General features: G+C 43.3%; 20 protein-coding genes and 5 tRNA genes. 24 read left to right on the top strand and 1 reads right to left on the bottom strand.

The window, feature by feature from the left end; translation table 11 throughout:
• The 24 genes from NQU59_RS01980 to NQU59_RS01865 all read left to right on the top strand — a co-directional run bounded on the left by NQU59_RS01980 (position 1) and on the right by NQU59_RS01865 (position 24,260).
• Positions 1–1,194, top strand: coding sequence for a heme biosynthesis protein HemY (locus tag NQU59_RS01980; RefSeq protein ID WP_257064761.1), 1,194 nt, complete (start codon positions 1–3; stop codon positions 1,192–1,194).
• 8 nt (positions 1,195–1,202) lie between these two features.
• Positions 1,203–1,640, top strand: a complete 438-nt coding sequence (locus NQU59_RS01975; protein WP_005240183.1) for an acyl-CoA thioesterase — start codon at positions 1,203–1,205, stop codon at positions 1,638–1,640.
• A gap of 385 nt (positions 1,641–2,025) precedes the next feature.
• On the top strand, positions 2,026–2,352 hold the full coding sequence (locus NQU59_RS01970) for an H-NS histone family protein (protein ID WP_005240181.1): 327 nt from the start codon (positions 2,026–2,028) through the stop codon (positions 2,350–2,352).
• Between the two features lie 177 nt (positions 2,353–2,529).
• Positions 2,530–3,273 (top strand): type II secretion system protein N, encoded by a 744-nt coding sequence (gene gspN, locus NQU59_RS01965; RefSeq protein WP_096911200.1) that lies wholly within the window; start codon positions 2,530–2,532, stop codon positions 3,271–3,273.
• Positions 3,273–4,118, top strand: a complete 846-nt coding sequence (locus NQU59_RS01960; RefSeq protein ID WP_096911199.1) for a type II secretion system protein N — start codon at positions 3,273–3,275, stop codon at positions 4,116–4,118. The genes gspN and NQU59_RS01960 overlap by 1 nt, the downstream gene beginning before the upstream one ends.
• A 40-nt stretch (positions 4,119–4,158) precedes the next feature.
• Positions 4,159–6,420 (top strand): type II secretion system secretin GspD, encoded by a 2,262-nt coding sequence (gene gspD, locus NQU59_RS01955; RefSeq protein WP_257064760.1) that lies wholly within the window; start codon positions 4,159–4,161, stop codon positions 6,418–6,420.
• 63 nt (positions 6,421–6,483) lie between these two features.
• Positions 6,484–7,101, top strand: a complete 618-nt coding sequence (locus NQU59_RS01950) for an FHA domain-containing protein (protein ID WP_005240174.1) — start codon at positions 6,484–6,486, stop codon at positions 7,099–7,101.
• 69 nt (positions 7,102–7,170) lie between these two features.
• Positions 7,171–7,863, top strand: coding sequence for a phosphoglycolate phosphatase (locus tag NQU59_RS01945; protein WP_257064758.1), 693 nt, complete (start codon positions 7,171–7,173; stop codon positions 7,861–7,863).
• Positions 7,864–7,946: 83 nt separating this feature from the next.
• Positions 7,947–9,440 carry an anthranilate synthase component I gene (gene trpE, locus NQU59_RS01940; protein WP_257064755.1) on the top strand — a complete coding sequence of 498 codons (1,494 nt, stop codon included), beginning with the start codon at positions 7,947–7,949 and terminating at the stop codon, positions 9,438–9,440.
• A 99-nt stretch (positions 9,441–9,539) separates the two neighbouring features.
• Positions 9,540–9,615: transfer RNA gene (locus NQU59_RS01935), tRNA-Thr, on the top strand.
• Between the two features lie 54 nt (positions 9,616–9,669).
• Positions 9,670–9,753, top strand: a tRNA-Tyr gene (locus tag NQU59_RS01930).
• 33 nt (positions 9,754–9,786) lie between these two features.
• Positions 9,787–9,862, top strand: a tRNA-Gly gene (locus NQU59_RS01925).
• An 11-nt stretch (positions 9,863–9,873) separates the two neighbouring features.
• Positions 9,874–9,948, top strand: a tRNA-Thr gene (locus NQU59_RS01920).
• 164 nt (positions 9,949–10,112) lie between these two features.
• The gene (gene tuf / locus NQU59_RS01915; protein ID WP_004655200.1) at positions 10,113–11,303 is read left to right on the top strand and encodes an elongation factor Tu; all 1,191 of its coding nucleotides are present in this window, start codon (positions 10,113–10,115) and stop codon (positions 11,301–11,303) included.
• Between the two features lie 54 nt (positions 11,304–11,357).
• A tRNA-Trp gene (locus NQU59_RS01910) sits at positions 11,358–11,433 on the top strand.
• A 76-nt stretch (positions 11,434–11,509) separates the two neighbouring features.
• Positions 11,510–11,950 carry a preprotein translocase subunit SecE gene (gene secE, locus NQU59_RS01905; protein WP_005240165.1) on the top strand — a complete coding sequence of 147 codons (441 nt, stop codon included), beginning with the start codon at positions 11,510–11,512 and terminating at the stop codon, positions 11,948–11,950.
• Positions 11,951–11,957: 7 nt separating this feature from the next.
• The gene (gene nusG / locus NQU59_RS01900; protein ID WP_004656291.1) at positions 11,958–12,491 is read left to right on the top strand and encodes a transcription termination/antitermination protein NusG; all 534 of its coding nucleotides are present in this window, start codon (positions 11,958–11,960) and stop codon (positions 12,489–12,491) included.
• Between the two features lie 111 nt (positions 12,492–12,602).
• A complete protein-coding gene (rplK, locus tag NQU59_RS01895) occupies positions 12,603–13,031 on the top strand; it encodes a 50S ribosomal protein L11 (protein WP_004637639.1) in 429 nt (142 codons plus the stop codon).
• A 3-nt stretch (positions 13,032–13,034) separates the two neighbouring features.
• A complete protein-coding gene (gene rplA, locus NQU59_RS01890; RefSeq protein WP_004656290.1) occupies positions 13,035–13,730 on the top strand; it encodes a 50S ribosomal protein L1 in 696 nt (231 codons plus the stop codon).
• 293 nt (positions 13,731–14,023) lie between these two features.
• Positions 14,024–14,530: a 50S ribosomal protein L10 gene (rplJ, locus tag NQU59_RS01885; RefSeq protein ID WP_005240163.1), complete on the top strand. Its 507-nt coding sequence runs from the start codon at positions 14,024–14,026 to the stop codon at positions 14,528–14,530.
• 48 nt (positions 14,531–14,578) lie between these two features.
• Positions 14,579–14,947, top strand: a complete 369-nt coding sequence (gene rplL, locus NQU59_RS01880) for a 50S ribosomal protein L7/L12 (protein WP_005240161.1) — start codon at positions 14,579–14,581, stop codon at positions 14,945–14,947.
• Between the two features lie 309 nt (positions 14,948–15,256).
• Entirely contained in the window at positions 15,257–19,345 is a 4,089-nt protein-coding gene (gene rpoB, locus NQU59_RS01875; protein WP_005240159.1) for a DNA-directed RNA polymerase subunit beta, read from the top strand.
• Between the two features lie 153 nt (positions 19,346–19,498).
• Entirely contained in the window at positions 19,499–23,692 is a 4,194-nt protein-coding gene (gene rpoC, locus NQU59_RS01870) for a DNA-directed RNA polymerase subunit beta' (protein ID WP_004656284.1), read from the top strand.
• Between the two features lie 208 nt (positions 23,693–23,900).
• The gene (locus tag NQU59_RS01865) at positions 23,901–24,260 is read left to right on the top strand and encodes a YMGG-like glycine zipper-containing protein (RefSeq protein WP_010590123.1); all 360 of its coding nucleotides are present in this window, start codon (positions 23,901–23,903) and stop codon (positions 24,258–24,260) included.
• Positions 24,261–24,323: 63 nt separating this feature from the next.
• Here the strand turns inward: NQU59_RS01865 and NQU59_RS01860 are convergent, their stop codons facing one another.
• A complete protein-coding gene (locus NQU59_RS01860; protein ID WP_257066105.1) occupies positions 24,324–24,809 on the bottom strand; it encodes a DUF4442 domain-containing protein in 486 nt (161 codons plus the stop codon).
• Positions 24,810–24,920 lie beyond the last annotated feature (111 nt).

Below are 24,920 nucleotides of genomic sequence, written 5' to 3'. Positions count from 1 at the left end.
ATGAAACAGTTAATGTTGATTTATTTGCTTGTTGGATTGGTATTATTTGCGCTGTTTTCAGTCTTGAGTTATGGCTTTGGCAGTGGGTACGTTTATATCTATTGGCGAGAATGGCAGTTCCAAAGTAATGTCTTGGGGCTACTCGCTTTATTGATTTTTATAAGTTTATTGGCACAACTCATCGCGCTGATGAGCAAGCGATATTGGACACGTGAACAGCGGAAAAAAGAAACCATTCTCCATTTTAAAGACCTGCATCCATATGAGCAGTTAGGCATCGTCTGGTTATTGGAGGCTGCAAAAGATCAGCAGGTTTTTATTGAGCGTGTGTTTACTCAATCTGGATTACTCAGCAATATTATTGACGCGCAATTTGATTATAAAAATGGTGATTATGAAGCTGCCTTGCAGAACTTGGAAAAATCAGCGCCGATGGCATTTGAATTAGCTGAACTGCAACGTATTGATATTTTTCTTGAGCAGAAAGAAACTGAAAAAGCACTGACCCATTTGGAGTTTCTTGCACAGCACCAACTTTCGCCGTGGTTAATCGAAATTGAAACAGCGTATCAACAGCGTATTACTGCATTATGGGGCAAACTTGCTTTGCAAGAACCATGGCTATTTCTACAAACCACGCAATATGGCCTGCTCGATGCTGAACATCGTGATTTATGGTTGCAGCAGTTATTGATTCGATTTGATCAGGCTACAGTAGATGATCTTGCGGCATTACAGCAACGTTATCTGGTTTTACAAGATGAGATCCAGTCTCGCCCATATAGCAGTAAGGTACTTTGGCTTAAATTACTGGCCCGTATGCCTGAAATGAGTGTGCAGCATGAAGATCTGGCTTTACATCTCTTGCAGGATCAATTTGATCCTGAGGTGTTTTATCTTTGGTTCCAGCAACAATTGTTAAAGCAGATTCCCGATTATAGTTATGTTGAACAACGTATTATTCAGCTGGAGCAGCGCTATACCAGCGTGCCAATGCTGACCTTTGCACAGTGGCATATTTATATGGCGACACAGCGTCAGGCAGAGGCGGAACAACTATTAAACTTATATCCTGATAATATATTAATGAGCTATTTAAGAATCAAGTCGACGCTGGGTGATAATCAGGACTTGATCAAGCAGTTAAATTTAATATTTGAAAATGATGTGAATTTTCTTAATTTCAAGATATGAGTGTAAAAATGAAGGAACTGTCTGTCTATCCGGTTATCCATAAGCAAACGGTGGCTTGGGGGGATATGGATGCTTTTGGCCATGTAAATAACGTGCAATATTATCGTTATATGGAGAGTGCGAGAATTAGTTATTTAATGGCATTGAATATCTTTGATCTAGAGATATTGACGGTGGTCGCATCCAGTCAATGTAAATATTTGAAACCCGTATTTTATCCAGATGTGCTACATATTGGTGCGCGAATTGAAGAACTCAGAAATAGTGCTTTTCGTATGCATTATGTTCTCTGGAGTGAAACACAAAACCAAATAGTAGCCACGGGTGAAGCTGTTATGGTTTGTGTAGATAAAGTGACAGCAACAAAACTGAATATTCCTGATCTAATCAGACGGAGAATAATTGAATTAGAGCAAGGAGTCGGGCATTCTCTAATATCTCATTAATTATTATAAAGACGATTATGTCTACTTTTGTTCGATTATATAGAAAATTTATATAATAAGGTTCAAATTGCTCATTTGTAAAAGGGGTGGAATGGAACTAGATTTTTGCTAATGAAATTAGAATTTTTAGATAAAATTAAGATTAAATTAATATAAAACGTGTTGATTGCTCTGCTTTGTTTCAATTTTATAAAATATGTTTTTATATAGCAGACCACTTTTTTGTTTTATTGTAAATAAAATGCCATTTTGTACGGTATATACGATTAAGTGGGTTATTCTTATATTGATTATTTAATCATTTATAAATTAATATTGAATCGAATTTCAAATTCATTTTATTTTTTGAGTGATATATTTCCCCTATTAAGTTGGAGTGGTTCTAATGAAACCAGATATTAGCGATTTATCTGTAGAAGATTTAAAACGTTTACAAGCAGAAGCAGAAGCTTTGATTGCAAGCAAAAAAGATCAAGCCATTGAAGATGCATATAATCAAATTATCGCGATTGCAGATGCGATTGGTTATAGCGTTGAAGAATTATTGGAAGTGGGTGAGCAAAAGCGTAAGAAAACAACGCGTAAAGCAGTAGAGCCACGTTACCGTAATAAGAGCAATACTGAAGAGACTTGGACTGGTCGTGGTAAACAACCACGCTGGTTAGTTGCAGAATTAGAAAAAGGTGCAAAACTTGAAGATTTCCTAATCTAAGTAAGTTTTAAAGTCATCGTTTTGTCATACGATGACTTTATCCTTTATCAAAAGCCAGGCTTAAAAAGCTTGGTTTTTTTATATGAGAGAATTGGCGATGTTGAAAAAGTATGCATAATGTCATTCAGGGGGCAATTGTCTCAAAAAGGATGATATTTGTATGTTGGTAAGGGTGGAATGAAGAAAAAAACCAAGCAATGGAGATGGTGGATTTTCGCCATTTTTGCATTTTTAATTTTTATTATTTTACAAATTCCAGCAACATGGTTAATTGCGAAATTTTCAAAAGATAATCAAATATTACATAATGTCAGCGGTAACATCTGGCAGGGGCAAGCTGACTGGCAACGTGGCCAATTGCGTGGTTCAGTACACTGGAAAACCCGTCCGCTTGATTTACTTTTACTACGTGTTGGTGCAAATCTCGATATTCATAGTGGTAATACCCAATTCAATGGCGTTTTTGCTTATGGTCTTGGCAAAAAAATCATGATTAAAGATCTGCAAGGAAAAATTTCGCCTGAAACCCTAAAATATTTTGCCAACTGGCAGTGGCCTGAAAACTCAATCCAGCTGAAAGACGTACAATTGAATTACCAAAAAGAAAAAGGCTTTAGCGCGGCAGAAGGTCAATTGAATTGGGGAGGCGGTGCGTTGGCCTATACTTTTGGTCAGCGTCAAGATCGGATGAATATGCCTTCCTTGGCGGCTAGCCTTAAAGGTGATAATGGGCAATTACAAATCGATGTTCGTGATCAACGCAGTCAGAAAATGGCGAATCTTAGCCTGGACGCCAACCTGATGCTGGATGTACAACTGACCCAGCGGATGTTGTTAAATATTCCATCTTATGAAGGTAAGGCGGGCTTAGACACTTATGTGATCAGTTCGCGGCAACCTTTGTTGCAAGGTGGTTTCTGATGAAAGCAATCACTGAAAAAATACAACAGTTGCGTTGGCAAAAACTGGATAAGCTCGGTGGCGTGGTTCTGGCATTATTGATTTTATGGCTGTGCTGGAAGCTGGCTTCATTATTCTGGTGGGTGGTTGCACCACCACAACCGATGCAATTTGACCGGGTTGAATTAGGCTCGCAGCAGGCCCAAGTGCCTAATATCAGTTCTTTTGCTTTATTTAATGAACCTGCAGCAACTTCAGCCGATGATAATCTCAATCTGGAACTGCAAGGTGTATTGCTGGGTCAACCCAATTACCTATCTTCTGCCGTGATTAAGTTGAATGATACAGCTGAACGCTACCGTGTTGGAGAAACAGTGGGTTCAACTTCATATCAACTGGCAGAAGTGTACTGGGATCATGTGGTTTTGAAGCAAGGCAATGGTGCAACCCGAGAAGTTAAATTTAAGGGCTTGGATAAAGGCTTATATCAACCAGTCGAACCCGTACTGAATAATCGTAATGGTGTAACACCTCCGCCTACGCCAGCACCACAGAGCCAGAGTTCTCCTCAATCTGCGCTTGGGCAGGCGATTCAACAAATACAAGATAATCGAGAGCAATATCTGAAAAATATGGGGGTCAGTGGTGGTGGTGCCGATGGCTATGAAATATCAGACAAGACGCCTTCGAATTTAAAAAATACCTTGGGTTTGCGTGCTGGTGATCGTATTCTATCGATCAATGGTCAAACTGTCGGGCAGGGACTCAACGAAGTGCAATTATTAGAGCAAGTACGTCGTGAAGGGCATGCCAAAATAGAAATAAAACGTGGTGATCAAGTGATGACCATACAACAAAGTTTTTAGTGATCATACGTCACACATCAGTTAGGAATAAGTGCAGGTTATGGCTGTTTTAAATCATCAACGTCCACTTTGGGCATTACTTGCCGCAGCACCTTTGATTGCGACAGTGAGTACCCATGTGCAAGCACAAACATGGAAGATCAATCTACGTGATGCAGACTTAACCGCATTCATTAATGAAGTTGCGGATATTACAGGCAAGAACTTTGCGGTTGACCCACGTGTACGTGGCAATGTAACGGTTATTTCCAACAAGCCGCTGAATAAAGATGAAGTGTATGACCTATTTTTAGGCGTGCTCAATGTTAATGGTGTGGTGGCACTCCCTTCAGGGAACACGGTTAAGCTGGTACCAGACAGTAATGCGAAGAACTCGGGGATTCCTTACGATGCACGCAGTCGTGCCGGTGGTGATCAAATTGTGACTCGGGTGATCTGGTTGCAAAATACCAATCCGAATGACCTGATTCCCGCTTTACGCCCATTAATGCCACAATTTGCACATTTGGCGGCGGTTGCGGGAACCAATGCTTTAATTGTTTCTGATCGCGCAACCAATATCTATCAGCTTGAAAATATCGTGCGTAATCTGGATGGTACGGGTCAATATGATATTGAAGCGATTAGTTTGCAGTCGAGTCAAGCAGAAGAAATTATTGGCTTGTTGGAGACCATGAGTGCAACGGGCGCATCGAAAGACTTTATTGGCTCGCGGGTGCGGATTATTGCTGATAATCGAACCAATCGGATTCTGATCAAAGGTGACCCAGACTCACGGAAACGTTTGCGTCAAATGATTGAAATGCTGGATGTACCCTCCGCAGATCGGTTGGGTGGTCTTAAAGTTTATCGTTTGAAATATGCGAGTGCAAAAAACTTAGCCGAGATTTTACAAGGTTTAGTAACAGGACAATCTGCATCTTCGTCATCTACATCAAATAGTACCAATCGACCGAATTCGGTGAGTAATCTGATGTCGAATAATCAGAATTCCAGTTCATCAACAGGTTCATCGGTTTCTACCCCGTCAATTAACTTAAACAGCAATTCCAACAATAGCCAAAACTCAAGTATTACCAGTTTTAATCAAGGTGGCGTGAGTATTATTGCAGATCCTGCACAAAATGCTTTGGTGGTCAAAGCTGATCCGCAGTTGATGCGGGAAATCGATGCGGCAATTCAGCAATTAGATACGCGTCGTCAGCAGGTATTAATCGAAGCTGCAATTATGGAAGTGACGGGTGATGATGCGGATCAACTCGGTGTGCAGTGGGCTTTGGGTGACCTGAGTAGCGGCATTGGTTTACTCAGTTTTAGCAATGTAGGTGCAAGCCTGTCTAAAATTGCCGCTGGTTATTTAACCGGTGGGGCAGCAGGTGCAGCAGGCGTGCTTGGAAGCACGAATGGGGGCACTGGGAGTGGCGCAAGTTTTGCGGTCGGTGACTTTAGTAATCCGCGACGTGCATACGGCGCCTTGATTCAAGCCTTAAAGACCAATACTAAGTCCAACCTATTGTCTTCTCCATCGATTGTGACCATGGATAATGAAGAAGCCTATATTGTTGTTGGTCAAAATGTTCCCTTTGTGACGGGTTCCGTGGCAACGACAGGAAACAGTACGGTTAACCCTTATACGACGGTTGAACGTAAAGATGTCGGGGTGACCTTAAAGGTTATTCCACATATTGGTGAGGGTGGATCTGTACGTTTAGAGGTTGAGCAAGAAGTTTCCAATGTTCAAAGCAATAAAGGTCAAGCTGCAGATTTGGTGACCAGTAAACGTGCGATTAAAACCTCAGTGTTGGCTGATCATGGTCAAACAGTGGTTTTGGGTGGTTTAATTTCGGATGATACGGAACAATCTCGCCAGAGCCTGCCACTGTTAGGGGATATTCCTTATTTGGGTCGCCTATTTAGTTCAAATACAAGAAGTAATGTAAAACGTAATCTTTTGGTTTTCATCCACCCTTCAATTGTGGGGGATGCTGATGATGTGCGTCGTATTTCGCAACAACGTTATAATCAACTCTATAGTTTGCAGCTTTCAATGGATAAGAATGGTAATTTTGCCAAGTTACCAGAGAATGTTGAAGATATTTATAATCGACAAGCACCTGTGGTCAATTCTCCTTATCAAAAGGTTCCAACTGCGACGCAGGGTAAAGCGGTGGTGGTGACCACACCAGTTGCTGTTGAAGCACCCCAAGTGCAACAGCGAACAGTGCAATTACCAGTCAAGGAAACCGAGCGCAGTAAAAATACCGTGACCACAACGACGATCCGACCCGCCTCTTCACAGTAGATGCACAGAAGCGCTTATGTCACAATGTTATGATTGCAAGAAATTATATAAGGATATGCATCTATGACTTGGAAATTGCAAGCCATTACAGGTGAATTTACGGGGCAAGAACTGAGTGTCGAACGTGACATGTTGGTGGGCAGACATCAAGATGCGGATATTTTGCTACAGTCAGCAGATATTTCGCGTCGCCATGCGGCGTTATTGCTGAAAGATCAGCAGTTATGGGTACAAGACCTGAACTCGTCGAATGGTACATTTATTAATGATACGCGTGTTGAACAGGAAACTGAGCTACACGATGGCGATATTCTGCAGTTTGCCAGTTTTGTCTTTTCAGTACTTGCGCCAGCAGTATCTGAAGCTGAATTGCCGGAAATCGAGATTGAACCTGTAGCGTCAAATTCTACGGATCAGGGTATGCCAAGTATTGCTGAACGTGCAGTCGAGACGCCGATCACGCGTGATGGAATGCCGCAGCAAGTGGCGATTCCAAAGCCAGCACCAATCCCTGAAGGAATCAATGTACAGGCCGTACCAACACCACAACCTGTGCCGATTGAAGCACCTGTTTCGCGTGTGACTGAGGAAAAAGAGCAGCAGAAGAATGCTTCGGTTGGCCTCATTTCTATTATTGTATTGATCATTTTAGCGGTGATTGCCTGGCTATTCTTTAAATAATTGGGCGAAGCTTTTACAATCAAGGCATGCCCTCCTGGGTGTGCCTTTTTCATTTCTGGGGTTTAAAGGATGTCTGTTGCACAGTTACAACACCGTAGTCTTATTTTATTTGATTTAGACGGAACACTTGTCGATTCCGCTGCTGATTTATATCGCTCTATGAACCTGAGTTTAGAAAAACTGGGTTTGGCGAAGGTGACAGAGGTTCAAGTTCGGGATTGGGTGGGAAAAGGTGCAGCCAAACTGTGTGAGGCTGTGCTAGAACATCAGTTTGGACAAGTCGAGGCTCAACAGCAAGAGCAACTCCTCAGTACATTTGTTGCTGTTTATGCGCAGGAGCTCTGTGTCAATACGCAAATATATGAGGGGGTTTTACCATTTTTAGATTATTGTCAAAAGCATGATATTGCGATGGCCTGTGTAACCAATAAGCCTGAACAGCTGGCAAAAGGGATTCTTGATCTCTTGGCTTTGAGTCCGTATTTTAAAATGGTGATAGGGGGAGATAGTCTGGCTGAACGTAAACCACATCCATTGCCATTGCTACACTGTGTGCAGGCACAGAAGACCACCACAACAGCAACACTGATGATTGGGGATTCAAGTAATGATGTTGAAGCCGCCAGACGTGCAGGTATTGATTGTATTGTGGTCAGCTATGGCTATAATCATGGAGAAAGCATCTATGACTGTCAGCCGCAGCAAGTGGTCGATAGTTTGGCAGAATTGATAGAAGAAGATTTAGTAAGGAGACAAGCATGAAGATGATTATGGTTTTTCGATGGCGGGCTTGAGACAGCACTAAAGAAAAAACGCACAGAAATTAAAAACCATAGAGAAGATTCATGACCACCTTAATACAGTTTGAACAATTAAAAGCTACAGGCTATAACACCATTCCTGTTTATCGCCAACGTTTGGCCGATACTGAAACGCCACTTTCTGTTTTTGCACGTTTTAAACACCACAAGCAAGCCTATCTATTTGAGTCGGTTGAAGGGGGAGAAAACTGGGCGCGCTATTCCATGATCGGTTTGGGTGAGTCTACCGTTTTTTCCTGTAATGCAGGGGTACTCACCATACAACAGGCGGATGGCACCGTGATTCAGCAGGATTGTGCTGATCCCTTTGACTATATCCGTGAGTTTCAAAGCCAGTTTAAAGTCCCTAATCAAGTTGAGTTGCCTGATTTACCAAGCTTTACTGGAGGATTGGTGGGTTATTTAGGCTATGACGCTGTACGTTATATTGAGCCAAAACTGAAAAACGTGCCTGCTGCTGATCCTGTAACGCTGCCAGATCTTTGGTTAATGCTCTCTCAAACTGTGATTGTGTTTGATAATTTAAAAGATACTTTATTTCTCATTCATCATGCCGATGCCAATCAGCCTGATGCCTATGCTCAAGCCCAGCAAAAGCTGGATCAACTGGAGCAATTATTGGCAACACCTGTGAGTTTGCAGGCAAAACCGCACACAGCACCGCATTTTGAGTCCATTACAGGCAAAACAAAATTTCTTGAAACCGTTGAAAAGGTCAAAGAATATATCCGTGCAGGGGATGTGATGCAGGTGGTGCCTGGCCAGCGTATGGTGTCTGACTTTGATGGTGAGGCGCTACAGGTGTATCGTGCGTTGCGGCATTTAAATCCATCGCCATATTTATTTCTTGTACAGGGGCAAACCCTGACAGATCAAAAGCCATTCCATATTGTCGGCTCTTCGCCAGAGATTCTGTCTCGCTTGGAAAATGGCATTGCAACGGTTCGCCCGTTGGCGGGAACACGACCACGTGGCAAGACCAAGGAAGAGGATCTTGCCTTAGAACAAGATTTACTGGCAGATGAAAAAGAGATTGCAGAACATCTGATGCTGATTGATCTGGGGCGCAATGATGTTGGACGTGTCTCTAAAATTGGTAAAGTCCAAGTCACTGACCGCATGGTAATCGAGCGTTATTCACACGTCATGCATATTGTCTCCAACGTACAAGGTGAAGTTCGGGATGATGTAGATGCTTTAGATGTATTTAAAGCTACTTTCCCGGCGGGAACACTTTCGGGTGCACCAAAAATTCGGGCCATGGAAATTATTGATGAGGTTGAGCCAGTAAAACGTGGTGTATTTGGTGGGGCCGTTGGATATTTAGGCTGGCATGGCGAAATGGATATGTCGATCGCGATTCGTACCTGTGTTATTCGTGATCAAAAGGTCTACGTGCAGGCTGGAGCAGGGTTGGTTGCAGACTCAAATCCTGAATCTGAGTGGAATGAAACCCAAATAAAAGCTCGCGCAGTGATCAAAGCGGTTGAATTATCGTCAAACGGATTGATTTTATGAGTTTTTAGCAGTTTTTTTAAAAAAAGCACTTGCATCGATTCAGAGTTTTGCTAAACTGCACACCGTTCCGATACGAAACGTACGAAACACTTAGAAAGCGCCGGCATAGCTCAGTTGGTAGAGCAACTGACTTGTAATCAGTAGGTCCACAGTTCGAATCCGTGTGCCGGCACCATCTTAAAAGTGTGGTAGTATAGAGTAAAAGAACAGCACTGTGTAAGTGTGATGTGGTGAGATTCCCGAGCGGCCAAAGGGGGCAGACTGTAACTCTGCTACGAAAGTTTCGAAGGTTCGAATCCTTCTCTCACCACCATTTAACTTCGATAGAAGTGGTCAGTACCAACATGCGGGAGTAACTCAGTTGGTAGAGTGGCAGCCTTCCAAGCTGCATGTCGCGAGTTCGATCCTCGTCTCCCGCTCCATCGAAGATGTCGCTCTTATAGCTCAGTGGTAGAGCACTCCCTTGGTAAGGGAGAGGTCTCGAGTTCAAATCTCGATAAGAGCTCCAGATATACAGCTTAGTGGAATTTCCACAACATTTTAAAGAAGCAGGCTATTATAGTCTGCTTTTCAAGTATTAGGTGTCTAGTTTTTTAGGCGAATGTCGATAAAGAAGGTTTTTCAGGGTTGTTTTTCTCTAAACTGGCGTCGACGTAAACGAGGAAAATCAAAATGGCTAAGGCTAAGTTTGAACGTAATAAACCACACGTAAACGTGGGTACAATTGGTCACGTTGACCATGGTAAAACAACTTTAACTGCTGCGATTGCAACTATCTGTGCAAAAACTTACGGCGGTGAAGCGAAAGATTACTCACAAATCGACTCAGCTCCTGAAGAAAAAGCACGTGGTATTACAATTAATACATCACACGTAGAATACGATTCTCCAATCCGTCACTACGCTCACGTAGACTGCCCGGGTCACGCCGATTATGTTAAAAACATGATTACTGGTGCTGCTCAGATGGACGGCGCGATCCTTGTATGTGCTGCGACTGATGGTCCAATGCCACAAACTCGTGAACACATCCTTCTTTCACGTCAGGTTGGTGTACCTTACATCATCGTATTCTTGAACAAGTGTGACCTTGTTGATGATGAAGAATTGCTTGAATTGGTAGAAATGGAAGTTCGTGAACTTCTATCTACTTATGACTTCCCAGGTGATGACACTCCAGTTATCCGTGGTTCAGCACTTGCAGCGCTTAATGGTGATGCTGGTCAATATGGCGAATCATCAGTTCTTGCTCTTGTTGAAGCGCTTGACTCTTACATCCCAGAACCAGAGCGTGCTATCGATAAAGCATTCTTGATGCCAATCGAAGATGTATTCTCAATCTCAGGCCGTGGTACAGTAGTAACTGGTCGTGTAGAAGCGGGTATCGTAAAAGTTGGTGAAGAAGTTGAAATCGTAGGTATCAAAGATACGGTTAAGACAACTGTAACTGGCGTTGAGATGTTCCGTAAACTTCTTGACGAAGGCCGTGCTGGTGAGAACTGTGGTATCTTACTTCGTGGTACTAAGCGTGAAGACGTACAACGTGGTCAAGTACTTGCTAAACCAGGTACAATCAAGCCGCACACTAAATTCGATGCAGAAGTATACGTACTTTCTAAAGAAGAAGGTGGTCGTCACACTCCATTCCTTAACGGTTACCGTCCACAGTTCTACTTCCGTACAACTGACGTAACTGGCGCGATCAAATTACAAGATGGCGTTGAAATGGTTATGCCTGGTGACAACGTAGAAATGTCAGTAGAATTAATTCACCCGATTGCAATGGACCCAGGTCTACGTTTTGCGATCCGTGAAGGTGGTCGTACTGTAGGTGCTGGTGTTGTTGCTAAAGTAACTGCATAAGTCCAAGACTGTGTTACACTCAAATCGGAAGCTTCGGCTTTCGATTTGCATAATAGGCTAGTAGTTCAATTGGTAGAGCGTCGGTCTCCAAAACCGAATGTTGGGGGTTCGAGTCCCTCCTGGCCTGCCACTTTTTTTTTATAAAAAAGCTTAATTCTGGCTGAGTTGTCATATAATAAGTCGCGAATTCTACGACGAGTAAAAAAATGTCGAATGATAAATCGCGTGACGCATTAAGCGACGCGCCAATCCCTCAAAGAAATAATGCCGCTGAAGTTGTAAACTCTGGCTCCCCACTTGATCTGGTCATGTGGTTGATTGCTATCGTTTTGTTGGTCGGCGCCGCATTGGTAAATCAGCATTTACCGGCCTATTGGGCACCTGCAAATGATGTTTGGGTGCGCGTTGGGGTAATTTTGGCTTGTGTCGTTGTCGCTTTAGGTTTATTATACGCCACCCATCAAGGCAAAGGCTTTGTGCGTTTGTTGCAAGATGCGCGAATTGAACTGCGTCGAGTGACCTGGCCAACAAAACAAGAGACGATCACGACATCGTGGCAAGTGCTTTTGGTTGTACTCATTGCATCATTGGTTTTATGGTGTTTTGATTACGGGTTAGGTTGGTTTATTAAGTTAATTATCGGGTAAGAGTGCGATGAAACGTTGGTATATTATTCATGCCTATTCAGGTTTTGAAAAACAAGTGATGCGTTCACTTAATGACCGAATCCAGCGCAGCACTGTTGCTGATAGTTTTGGTGAAGTCCTCGTCCCTACTGAAGAAGTGGTGGAAATGAAGGATGGTAAGAAGCGTAAGTCTGAACGTAAATTCTTTCCTGGCTATGTATTAGTCGAGATGGAAATGAATGATGATACTTGGCATATCGTGAAAGAGTGTCCAAAGGTTCTTGGTTTTATCGGTGGTACACCAGAAAAACCAGCACCGATTTCACAACGTGAAGCTGATGCGATTCTTGCACGTGTACGTAATACAGGTGAAGCACCTCGTCCTAAGACGATGTTTGAGCCTGGTGAAGAATTGCTCGTGATTGATGGTCCGTTCACTGACTTTAAAGGAGTCGTGGAGGAAGTTCAGTACGATAAGTCACGTTTAACGTTGACGATTAATGTATTTAATCGACCAACTCAGGTTGAACTCGAGTTTCGCCAAGTCGAAAAAACGATTTAACCTGTCTAGGTTGATAAGCGCCCGATCTGATCGGGCATTGTTGTTCTAACACTTCGGTGTTGTTTAATTTTTGGGGAGCCTAACGGCGTCTGTACCCAGAGGTAATTTTCAATGGCTAAGAAGATTGACGGCTATATCAAGCTGCAAGTTCCAGCTGGTAAAGCAAATCCATCTCCACCAATTGGTCCTGCTTTAGGTCAACGTGGTGTAAACATCATGGCATTCTGTAAAGAATTCAATGCTGCTACACAAAAACTTGAAGTTGGTTTGCCAATTCCTGTCGTGATCACTGTGTACAACGATAAGTCGTTCACTTTCATCATGAAAACTCCACCTGCATCTATTCTTCTTAAGAAAGCTGCTGGTATTCAAAAGGGTTCTTCTGTACCTAACAAAACTAAAGTTGGTAAGTTGACTCGTGCTCAATTAGAAGAAATTGCGACTACTAAAGAACCAGACTTAACTGGTGCTGATTTAGACGCTCGTGTACGTACCATCGCTGGTTCTGCACGTTCTATGGGCTTGGAAGTGGAGCTATAAGACATGGCAAAGTTAACTAAACGTCAAAAAGCCATTGCTGCTGCTGTTGAAGCAAACAAAGTTTACACTTTGGAAGAAGCAGTTCAAGTTCTTAACAGCCTTCCAGCTGCGAAGTTCAAAGAATCTTTAGATATCGCTGTAAACCTTGGCGTAGATCCACGTAAATCTGATCAGGTTGTTCGTGGCGCGACGACTTTACCTGCAGGTACTGGTAAAACTGTACGTGTAGCTGTATTTGCTCAAGGCGCTGCTGCAGAAGCTGCGAAAGCTGCTGGTGCTGATATCGTTGGTTTTGACGACCTTGCTGAAAGCATTCAAGGTGGAAACCTTGATTTCGACGTGGTGATTGCTGCTCCTGATGCAATGCGCGTTGTTGGTAAGCTTGGTACAATTCTTGGTCCACGTGGCTTAATGCCAAACCCGAAAGTGGGTACAGTAACGCCTGACGTTGCTAACGCGGTTAAGAATGCTAAATCTGGTCAAGCACGTTACCGTGTAGACAAAGCGGGTATTATCCACGCTGCGATTGGCCAACTTGGCTTTAGCGAAGAAGCTGTACGTCAAAACGTTGAAACTTTAATTGCAGACTTGAAAAAGTTGAAACCTGCAACTTCTAAAGGTGTATACGTTAAAAAGATCACTTTGAGCTCAACTATGGGTCCTGGTTTGATCGTTGACGTAAGCAACGTATCTAAGTAATTAGACAGAATTTTAAAGCCCTGAGTAATATTTGAAGCATTGCTTCAAATATTACGCAAGAAAACCGGTTTCGGACGACTTGCAAACTTAGGCAAACTTTGAATTGATAAATGAATATTTATCAGCGTCAAAGACCTCAGGCGAGAAACATTTTCGAATGTTTTTCTTAATTGACCAGCCTGAGTAGACGCGGTGGTGTGATTTGTTCCTCCTCCGCGTGTAAGTCCGAATACGACTTACGAATTGGGAGTGCACTCGTAAGAGTGCATAAATCACCGTTAGGAGGTTTTACGATGGCTCTTCTTATCGAAGACAAAAAACAGATCGTTGCAGAAGTAACTGAAGTTGCTTCTACTGCGTTCGCTGCCGTTGTTGCTGACTACCAAGGTTTAACAGTTGAGCAATTAACTGCTCTTCGCGTTGAAGCTCGTAAGTTAGGTGTTGCTACACGTGTTGTACGTAATACTTTGGCTAAACGTGCGCTTCAAGATACGCCATTCGCGATCTTGAATGATGACCTTGTTGGTCCAACAATCTTAGCATTCTCAACTTCTGAAGATGACATGGGTGCAGCTGCACGCTTGTTCGAAGAATTTGCGAAAACTAACAAAGCATTTGAATTAAAGGCTGCTGCATTTGAAGGCAAACTTTATCAAGGTGCTGACGTTAGCGTTATTGCAAACCTTCCGAACCAAGAAAAAGCGCTTACTATGCTTGCCTCTGTTCTTCAAGCTCCGATTTCGAAATTGGGTCGCTTACTTACAGCGCTTCAAGAGAAAAACGGATCAGAAGCTGCTTAAGCTTAAATCTACTTTCACACCATTCAATACCCATTTGGAGTTACTCTCATGGCTTTAACTAACGAAGAAATCTTAAACGCAGTTGCTGAAAAAACAGTTCTTGAACTTGTTGAATTAATTTCTGCTTTCGAAGAAAAATTTAACGTATCTGCTGCTGCTGTAGCTGTTGCTGCTGCTCCAGGCGCTGGCGCTGCTGCTGAAGAACAAACTGAATTCAACGTTGAGTTGACTTCTTTCGGTGCTAACAAAGTTGCTGTAATTAAAGCAGTTCGTGAAGCTACTGGTCTTGGTCTTAAAGAAGCTAAAGATCTTGTTGAAGGCGCTCCTGCAGTTCTTAAAGAAGGCGTTTCTAAAGAAGAAGGCGAAGAACTTAAGAAGAAGCTTGAAGAAGCTGGTGCTACAGTTACACTTAAGTAATTCTGTAGGGAGTCGATTTTTTCAAAATCGGCTCCAAAAAATGGCTGATGGCTCTTGGGTCATCAGCCTTTTTGCGTTACAATAATCGGCTCGTTTTTTGTTAGTTTTGCATATAATACGCGTGTTATTTGAGCAAATTTAGCAAAATCAAACGCTTACCAATATTTTTTTGCTTATAAAAATATTGTTAAGCGTTTTAATACCACTAAAAATTGCAGCATTTGTAAACAGTGGTGGCCATATCGGCCTGCGTAATTCCTTCTAAGCCCGTTCTGCAGGCGGGCTTAGTTTACTTTCCGAGGACTCCAGATGGCATACTCATATACCGAAAAGAAACGGATCCGTAAGAATTTTGGTAAATTGCCCCACGTAATGGAAGCACCGTACTTACTTTCGATTCAGGTCGATTCGTACCGTACATTCTTACAAGGCGGTAAAACACCAAAAAATCGCGAAGATATCGGTCTCCAAGCCGCATTTCGTTCAGTTTTTCCTATTGAAAGTTATTCTGGCAATGCTGCTTTAGAATTTGTTGAGTATAGCCTTGGTAAGCCTGAGTTTGACGTACGTGAATGTATTTTACGTGGTTCAACTTATGCGGCACCAATGCGCGTAAAAATTCGTTTGATCATCAAAGATCGTGAAACGAAATCAATTAAAGACGTTCGTGAACAAGAAGTTTACATGGGTGAAATGCCACTCATGACCGATAACGGTACATTCGTTATTAACGGTACTGAGCGTGTAATCGTATCTCAATTACACCGTTCGCCAGGCGTATTCTTTGACCATGACAAGGGTAAAACCCACTCAAGCGGTAAAGTGTTGTATTCAGCACGTATTATTCCTTACCGTGGTTCATGGTTAGACTTTGAATTTGATGCCAAAGATTTAGTTTTCGTACGTATTGACCGTCGTCGTAAGTTGCTTGCAACGGTAATTTTACGTGCCTTGAATTATAGCAATGAACAAATCTTGAATTTGTTCTATGAAAAAGTACCTGTATATCTTGATATGGGTAGTTATCAAATTGACTTGGTTCCAGATCGCTTACGTGGCGAGATGGCGCAATTTGATATCTTGGATAACGATGGCAAAACAATCGTAGAACAAGGTAAACGTATTAATGCACGTCACGTACGTCAAATGGAAGCGGCTAACTTAGCCAAGCTTTCTGTACCTGATGAGTATTTGTATGAGCGTATTACAGCTGAAGACATTACACTGAAAAGTGGTGATGTGATTCCTGCCAATACCGTACTTAGCCATGAAATTATGGTGAAGTTGGCTGAAGGTGGTGTGAAGCAGTTTAACATCCTGTTCACCAATGACATCGATCGTGGTTCTTTCGTTGCAGATACCTTGCGCGCAGATACAACGACAGGCCGTGAAGAAGCGCTTGTCGAAATCTATAAAGTGATGCGTCCAGGTGAGCCACCAACGAAAGAAGCTGCTGAAAACTTATTCAACAACTTGTTCTTCTCTTCTGAGCGTTATGACCTGTCTCCAGTCGGTCGTATGAAGTTCAACCGTCGTTTGGGTCGTCCTTACGAAGTGGGTACTGATCAGAAGTCACGTGAAGTTGAAGGTATTTTATCGCATGACGATATCATCGATGTATTGCGTACATTGGTTGAGATTCGTAACGGTAAAGGTGAAGTCGATGATATCGATCACTTGGGTAACCGTCGTGTACGTTCTGTAGGCGAAATGACAGAAAACCAATTCCGTGTTGGTTTAGTCCGTGTTGAACGTGCTGTTAAAGAACGTTTAAGCCAAGCAGAAACAGATAACTTGTCTCCACAAGATTTGATCAATGCGAAACCAGTTGCTGCTGCAATCAAAGAGTTCTTTGGTTCAAGCCAGTTGTCTCAGTTCATGGACCAAAACAATCCATTGTCTGAGATTACACACAAACGTCGTGTATCTGCGCTTGGTCCTGGTGGTTTGACACGTGAACGCGCGGGCTTCGAAGTACGTGACGTACATCAAACTCACTATGGTCGTGTTTGTCCAATTGAAACACCTGAAGGTCCAAACATTGGTTTGATCAACTCGCTTTCTGTCTATGCTAAAGCGAATGACTTCGGTTTCTTGGAAACACCTTACCGTAAAGTTGTTGATGGCCGTGTGACTGATGAAGTTGAATACTTATCTGCAATTGAAGAAGTAGGTACTGTCATTGCACAGGCCGATTCTGCAGTTGATAAAGATGGTATGTTGACTGAAGAGATGGTTTCTGTACGTCATCAAGGTGACTTCGTTCGTATGTCGCCTGAGCGCGTAACCCATATGGACGTTTCTGCGCAACAGGTCGTATCTGTCGCAGCGTCATTGATTCCATTCCTTGAACACGATGATGCGAACCGTGCATTGATGGGTTCAAACATGCAACGTCAGGCTGTTCCTACCTTACGTGCTGACAAGCCGCTTGTTGGTACAGGTATGGAAGCAAACGTAGCACGCGACTCTGGTGTGTGTGTGATCGCAAACCGTGGTGGTGCGATTGAATATGTTGATGCATCTCGTATCGTTATTCGTGTCAACGAAGATGAAATGATTGCGGGTGAAGCAGGTGTAGATATCTATAACCTGATCAAATATACACGTTCAAACCAGAATACATGTATTAACCAGAATGTCATCGTGAACTTGGGCGACAAAGTTGCTCGTGGTGATATCTTGGCTGACGGTCCATCGACAGATATGGGTGAACTTGCGCTGGGTCAAAACATGCGCGTCGCGTTCATGACCTGGAATGGTTATAACTATGAAGACTCGATCTTACTTTCTGAGCGTGTACTTCAAGAAGACCGTTTAACCTCGATTCACATTCAGGAATTGTCATGTGTAGCACGTGATACCAAGTTAGGCGCAGAAGAAATTACTGCCGATATTCCCAACGTCGGTGAAGCTGCACTGTCTAAACTGGATGAGTCTGGGATTGTTTACATCGGTGCTGAAGTAACTGCGGGTGACATCCTTGTTGGTAAGGTAACGCCTAAAGGTGAAACTCAGTTGACACCTGAAGAAAAATTACTGCGCGCAATCTTTGGTGAAAAAGCGGCTGACGTAAAAGATTCATCTTTACGTGTTCCGTCTGGTACTAAAGGTACGGTTATCGACGTTCAAGTCTTCACACGTGATGGCTTGGAGAAAGATGAACGTGCACAAGCAATTGAAAAAGCTCAGCTTGATGCATACCGTAAAGACTTGAAAGAAGAATACAAAATCTTCGAAGAAGCAGCACGTGAACGTATTGTTCGTTTGTTGAAAGGTCAAGAATCTAACGGTGGCGGTTCAACCAAACGCGGCGATAAACTTTCAGAAGATGTATTGTCTGGCTTAGAGCTTGTTGATTTACTTGAAATCCAGCCAAATGATGAAGCAATTGCTGAACGTTTAACTCAGATTCAAGTGTTCTTGAAAGAGAAGAGCTACGAGATTGACGAGAAGTTTGCTGAGAAGAAGCGTAAACTTTCTACAGGTGATGAATTAACAACGGGCGTATTGAAAGTTGTTAAGGTTTACCTTGCGGTGAAACGTCGTATCCAGCCTGGTGATAAGATGGCGGGTCGTCACGGTAACAAGGGTGTTGTATCAAACATCTTACCGGTTGAAGACATGCCACATGATGCGAATGGCGTACCAGTCGACATCGTATTGAACCCACTGGGTGTACCGTCACGTATGAACGTGGGTCAGATTCTTGAGACTCACTTGGGTATGGCGGCGAAAGGTCTTGGCGATAAAATCGAAAAAATGTTGAAAGAACAACGTACAGTGATTGAACTGCGTGAATTCTTAGACAAGATTTATAACAAGGTTGGCGGTGAGCAGGAAGAGCTTGATAGCTTGACTGATGCAGAAATCTTGGCGCTTTCAGGTAACTTACGTGCTGGTGTTCCATTAGCAACACCTGTATTTGATGGTGCTGAAGAAAGCCAGATCAAAGACCTACTTGAACTTGCTGATATCTCACGTACTGGTCAAACGGTATTGTTTGACGGACGTACAGGTGAACAGTTTGACCGTCCTGTAACTGTAGGTTACATGTACATGCTCAAATTGAACCACTTGGTTGATGACAAGATGCATGCGCGTTCAACGGGTTCTTACTCACTTGTGACTCAACAGCCGCTTGGTGGTAAAGCACAATTCGGTGGTCAGCGTTTCGGTGAGATGGAAGTATGGGCACTTGAAGCATACGGTGCTGCATATACGCTCCAAGAAATGCTTACTGTGAAGTCGGATGACGTCGAAGGCCGTACACGCATCTACAAGAACATTGTAGATGGTAACCATTATATGGATCCGGGTATGCCTGAATCGTTCAACGTATTGACCAAAGAGATCCGTTCTTTAGGTATCAACATTGAACTGAAAAATGGTGACTAAAAAATCTCCCCCAACCCCTCTTTGAGAAAGAGGGGAGAAAGTCCCCCTTTATAAAGGGGGATTTAGGGGGATTAGATATTCCCAAATTTCAGTAAAAACAATATTTGTGACCCAGTCGGGTGAGCTTAGCTCCTCGACACACGGAGAAAAAAATTGAAAGACTTGCTCGATATCATGCGTAAGAAAACGGATTCAGAAGGTCATGCACCCGTTGAATTTGACCGTATCCGTATTGGTCTTGCGTCACCAGAGATGATTAAGTCATGGTCTCACGGTGAAGTTAAAAAGCCTGAAACCATTAACTACCGTACTTTTAAACCTGAACGTGACGGTTTGTTCTGTGCCAAAATCTTTGGTCCAGTAAAAGATTACGAATGCTTGTGTGGTAAATACAAGCGTATGAAATACAAAGGCGTCATTTGTGAAAAATGTGGCGTTGAAGTAACGACTGCGAAAGTTCGTCGTGAACGTATGGGTCACATCGAGCTTGCTTCTCCAGTTGCACACATCTGGTTCTTGAAATCATTACCGAGCCGTATCGGTTTACTTCTTGATATGACATTACGTGATATCGAGCGCGTATTGTATTTCGAATCTTATGTAGTTACTGATCCTGGTATGACTCCGTTTGAAAAGTATCAGCTTTTAACAGACGAAGAATACTACAATGCACTTGAAGAACACGGTGATGAATTCACTGCGAAAATGGGTGCAGAAGCAGTTCAGGATTTATTAAAAGATATCGATCTTGAAGCTGAGATTGCACGTTTACGTGAAGAAATTCCACAAACAACCTCTGAGACGAAACTTAAAAAAGCGTCTAAGCGTTTGAAGTTGATGGAAGCTTTCAAAGATTCGAACAACAAGCCTGAATGGATGGTGATGAATGTACTGCCAGTACTTCCACCAGACTTACGTCCGCTAGTACCACTTGAAGGTGGTCGTTTCGCGACTTCAGACTTGAACGATTTATATCGTCGTGTGATCAACCGTAACAACCGTTTGAAGCGTCTTCTTGACCTTGCTGCGCCAGACATCATCGTACGTAACGAAAAACGTATGTTGCAAGAGTCTGTGGATGCATTGCTTGATAACGGTCGTCGTGGTCGTGCGATTACAGGTTCGAACAAACGTCCATTGAAATCTTTGGCAGATATGATCAAAGGTAAACAAGGTCGTTTCCGTCAAAACTTGCTCGGTAAACGTGTTGACTATTCAGGTCGTTCGGTAATTACCGTTGGTCCTACTTTACGTCTTCACCAATGTGGTCTTCCGAAGAAAATGGCACTTGAATTGTTCAAGCCATTCATTTTCGCGAAACTACAAGCCTCTGGCCAAGCAACAACCATTAAAGCTGCGAAGAAAATGGTTGAGCGCGAGACCCCGGAAGTTTGGGACGTTCTTGCTTCTGTGATTCGTCAACATCCAGTCATGTTGAACCGTGCGCCAACACTTCACCGTTTAGGTCTTCAAGCATTTGAACCTATTCTGATCGAAGGTAAGGCAATCCGTCTTCACCCACTCGTCTGTGCTGCGTTTAACGCCGACTTCGATGGTGACCAAATGGCGGTACACGTTCCATTGACATTGGAAGCACAGCTTGAAGCACGTGCGTTGATGATGTCGACCAACAACATCTTGTCACCTGCAAACGGTGAGCCGATCATTGTTCCTTCTCAGGACGTGGTCTTGGGTCTTTACTACATCACCCGTGATGCGGTAAATGCCAAAGGTGAAGGCATGGTGTTTGCGGACACTCACGAAGTTAACCGTGCGTTAGCGACAGGTAAAGTTGCAATCCATGCACGCGTAAAAGTACGTGTACACCAGACTGTGATTGATGAAAACGGTAACCGTGAAAAGCAAACCATCATTGTTGATACAACACCTGGTCGTTGCTTGTTATGGGAAGTTGTTCCACAAGGTTTAAGCTTCGAATCGATCAACCTTGAGATGACCAAGAAAAACATCTCGAAGTTAATCAACTCTTGCTACCGTAAACTTGGTTTGAAAGATACCGTTATCTTCGCTGACCAATTGATGTATTTGGGCTTCCGTCAAGCGACGCGTTCAGGTGTATCTGTTGGTATGGAAGACATGTTGATTCCACCAACTAAGCATACGATTATCGATAAAGCTGAAACAGAAGTTCGTGAAATCGAACAACAGTTTGAGCAAGGTTTCGTAACTGCGGGTGAGCGTTATAACAAAGTTGTCGATATTTGGGCGCGTACCAACGACCAAGTTGCAAAAGCGATGATGGATAACTTGTCTTATACCCTTGTGAAAAATAAACAAGGTGAAGACGAGAAGCAGAAATCATTCAACTCGATTTACATGATGTCTGACTCGGGTGCCCGTGGTAGTGCGGCGCAGATCCGTCAGCTTGCTGGTATGCGTGGTTTGATGGCGAAGCCGGATGGCTCGATCATTGAGACCCCAATTAAAGCAAACTTCCGTGAAGGTTTGACGGTACTTCAGTACTTCATCTCGACACACGGTGCGCGTAAAGGTTTGGCCGATACCGCATTGAAAACTGCGAACTCTGGTTACTTGACACGTCGTCTTGTAGACGTAGCACAAGATTTAGTCATTACTGAGTCTGACTGTGGTACAGCTGGCGGCTTGGTCATGACTCCATTCATTCAAGGTGGTGACGTAATCGAACCATTACGCGATCGCGTATTGGGTCGTGTAACTGCTGAAGATGTACGTCGTGCATCTGATGATGAAGTCGTTCTTCCACGTGGTACCTTAATTGACGAGAAAATCGCTGCTCAGCTTGAAGAAGCGGGTGTCGATGAAGTTAAAGTACGTTCAGTGATTGCATGTGAATCTACATTCGGTGTGTGTGCGCGTTGTTACGGTCGTGACCTTGCACGTGGTCATTTGGTGAACCCAGGTGAATCTGTCGGTGTAATGGCTGCACAATCAATTGGTGAACCAGGTACCCAGTTAACAATGCGTACCTTCCACGTCGGTGGTGCTGCGAGCCGAACGTCTGCTGCAAACAGTGTTCAAGTGCGTAACAAAGGTACTGTACGTTTCCACAACGTGAAAACTGTACAACATGCCAAAGGTCACTTGGTTTCTGTTTCACGTTCAGGTGAAATCGGTATTGCAGATGACTTAGGTCGTGAGCGTGAGCGTTATAAACTTCCTTACGGTGCAAGCATCTTGTTGAAAGATGGTGAAGCTGTAGAAGCTGGCGGTATCGTAGCGACTTGGGATCCGCATACACATCCATTGGTAACAGAAGTTGCTGGTAAAGCGCGTTTCAGCCAGATCGCTGATGGCGTAACTGCAACATCGAAAACTGATGATGCAACAGGTATGACTACTGTTGAAATCTTGCCTGTAACAGCACGTCCTGCTTCTGGTAAAGATTTACGTCCTGCAATCGTGTTGGATACAACCGATGGCGGCGAACAGTTCTACTTCTTGCCACAAAACACAATTGTGACTGTCCGTGATGGCGAAACGATTGGTGTGGGTGACGTCATTGGTCGTGTACCACAAGAAACTTCACGTACTCGTGATATTACCGGTGGTCTTCCGCGTGTAGCTGACTTGTTCGAAGCACGTAAGCCGAAAGAACATGCGATCCTTGCAGAAGTATCAGGTGTTGTAAGCTTCGGTAAAGAGACCAAAGGTAAGAACCGTTTAGTCATCACTCCAGATGACGGTTCAGAAATCTACGAAGAATTGATTCCAAAATGGCGTCAAATCAACGTGTTCGAAGGTGAGCATGTCAACCGTGGTGAAACCATTTCTGATGGTCCACAAAACCCACATGACATCTTACGCTTGAAAGGCGAAGTGGCATTGACCAACTACATCGTGAACGAAGTTCAAGACGTTTACCGTCTCCAAGGTGTAAAAATCAATGATAAGCACATTGAAGTTGTTGTACGTCAAATGTTGCGTAAAGTTGATATCACTGATGGCGGCGATACAAGCTTCATCAAGGGCGAGCAAGTGGATTACATCCGCGTTGTTCAAGAGAACCAAGCAGTCTTGGCTCAGAACAAGTTCCCTGCGAAGTTTGAACGTCAATTGATGGGTATTACCAAAGCGTCGCTTTCTACTGACTCGTTCATCTCTGCTGCATCGTTCCAGGAAACCACACGTGTGTTAACTGAAGCGGCTGTAACAGGTAAAGAAGATGACTTACGTGGCTTGAAAGAAAACGTTGTTGTGGGTCGTTTGATCCCGGCAGGTACAGGTCTTGCGTATCATTTAGAGCGTCGTCGTCAAGAAGCAGAAGCTGCTGAATTTGAACTTCACAATGACTTTAGTGAAGTTGATCAAGCATTCAGTCAAGCGTTGAACTCAGACCAGTTCTAAGTTCTAGTGAATTGAAAAAGGCACCTTCGGGTGCCTTTTTTATGGGAATGAGAATACAACCTTTTAGGAGATTGTATTGGTTATTTTTAAAGAGGAACTTGTTTACAAAACATCAATCGATTGGGACATTGTGATAACACAATGTGATCAAATTCCTCATAAAAGAGGATTATGCTTTTGTATAGAACGCATAGAAGTGAGTATGGTCATGAAAAAAACAATAGGTTTGGTTTCTACTTTGGCATTATCGGCAGTGATGTTCACAGGCTGTCAAAACATGAGTGCATCTGACCAACGTATTGGTGCAGCAGCGCTTGGTGGTGCTGTGGGTGGCGGTGTAGGTAATCATGTTGGTGGTGGTCTCGGTGCGGGTGTAGGCGCAGCTGCGGGTGCGGGTGTCGGTGCAAACACGAAAGGTGGAAGCAGTAATTCGACCACAAGCAGTGCAATCGGGGCTGGTATTGGTTCTGTCGTCGGTAAAGCCATTTTTGGTGGAGATTCTGGCGCTGCGATCGGTGGTGCCATTGGTGGCGGAGCTGGTGCAGCCATTCAAGAGAAGAAAAGATAATTTCTGCCAATCAGATTCAAAAATGCCTGCAATTAATTGCAGGCATTTTTTATTTGGTTTGGATTAGGGGCTGGCTTTCGGTTTTTTTCGGCGGATATACAGTACTTTTTCGACTTCCGCGATTCGGGTACCTGCCTCATCTACAATATTTAACGTGTAATGGCGTAGAACGGGTTCGTAATTTTCTGCCAGTTGCTTAATTTCGGCAATTTCTTGAGCGTTGAGCTGGATATCTGCATAAACCGTATTACGGCCTGGAGCAATAAAATTAATAGTAGCGCTCTTGTCCCAAACAATATACTTATGCCCTAAATGATGGATCAGAATTAACATATAAAAAGGATCAACCATCGAGTAAAGACTGCCACCAAAATGTGTTCCTACGATATTTCGATTGCGTCGGGTGAGCGGCATCTTAACGCGAATGTGATAATCATCGAGATCAATATTTTCAATGTGGATTCCTGCCCCACGATAAGGGGAGTAATGATTGAGTAGAAATTTGGAAATCGCAGGAATGGTTCGAATTTTTTTGAAAAAGTCTTTCATGGTCAATTTTTTTTCTTGCAACTCTATTCATACTCCATAAGTATCATTTTTATTGCATCGCTGGCAATGGCTGTTGATGAGCAAGCCGATAGAAAACAAAATGGGAAACAA

Origin of the sequence: Acinetobacter colistiniresistens (assembly GCF_024582815.1) — a bacterium.
GTDB lineage: Bacteria > Pseudomonadota > Gammaproteobacteria > Pseudomonadales > Moraxellaceae > Acinetobacter.
Note: the sequence above shows the minus strand (reverse complement) of the source record. Positions and strands in the feature narration are given on the sequence as shown.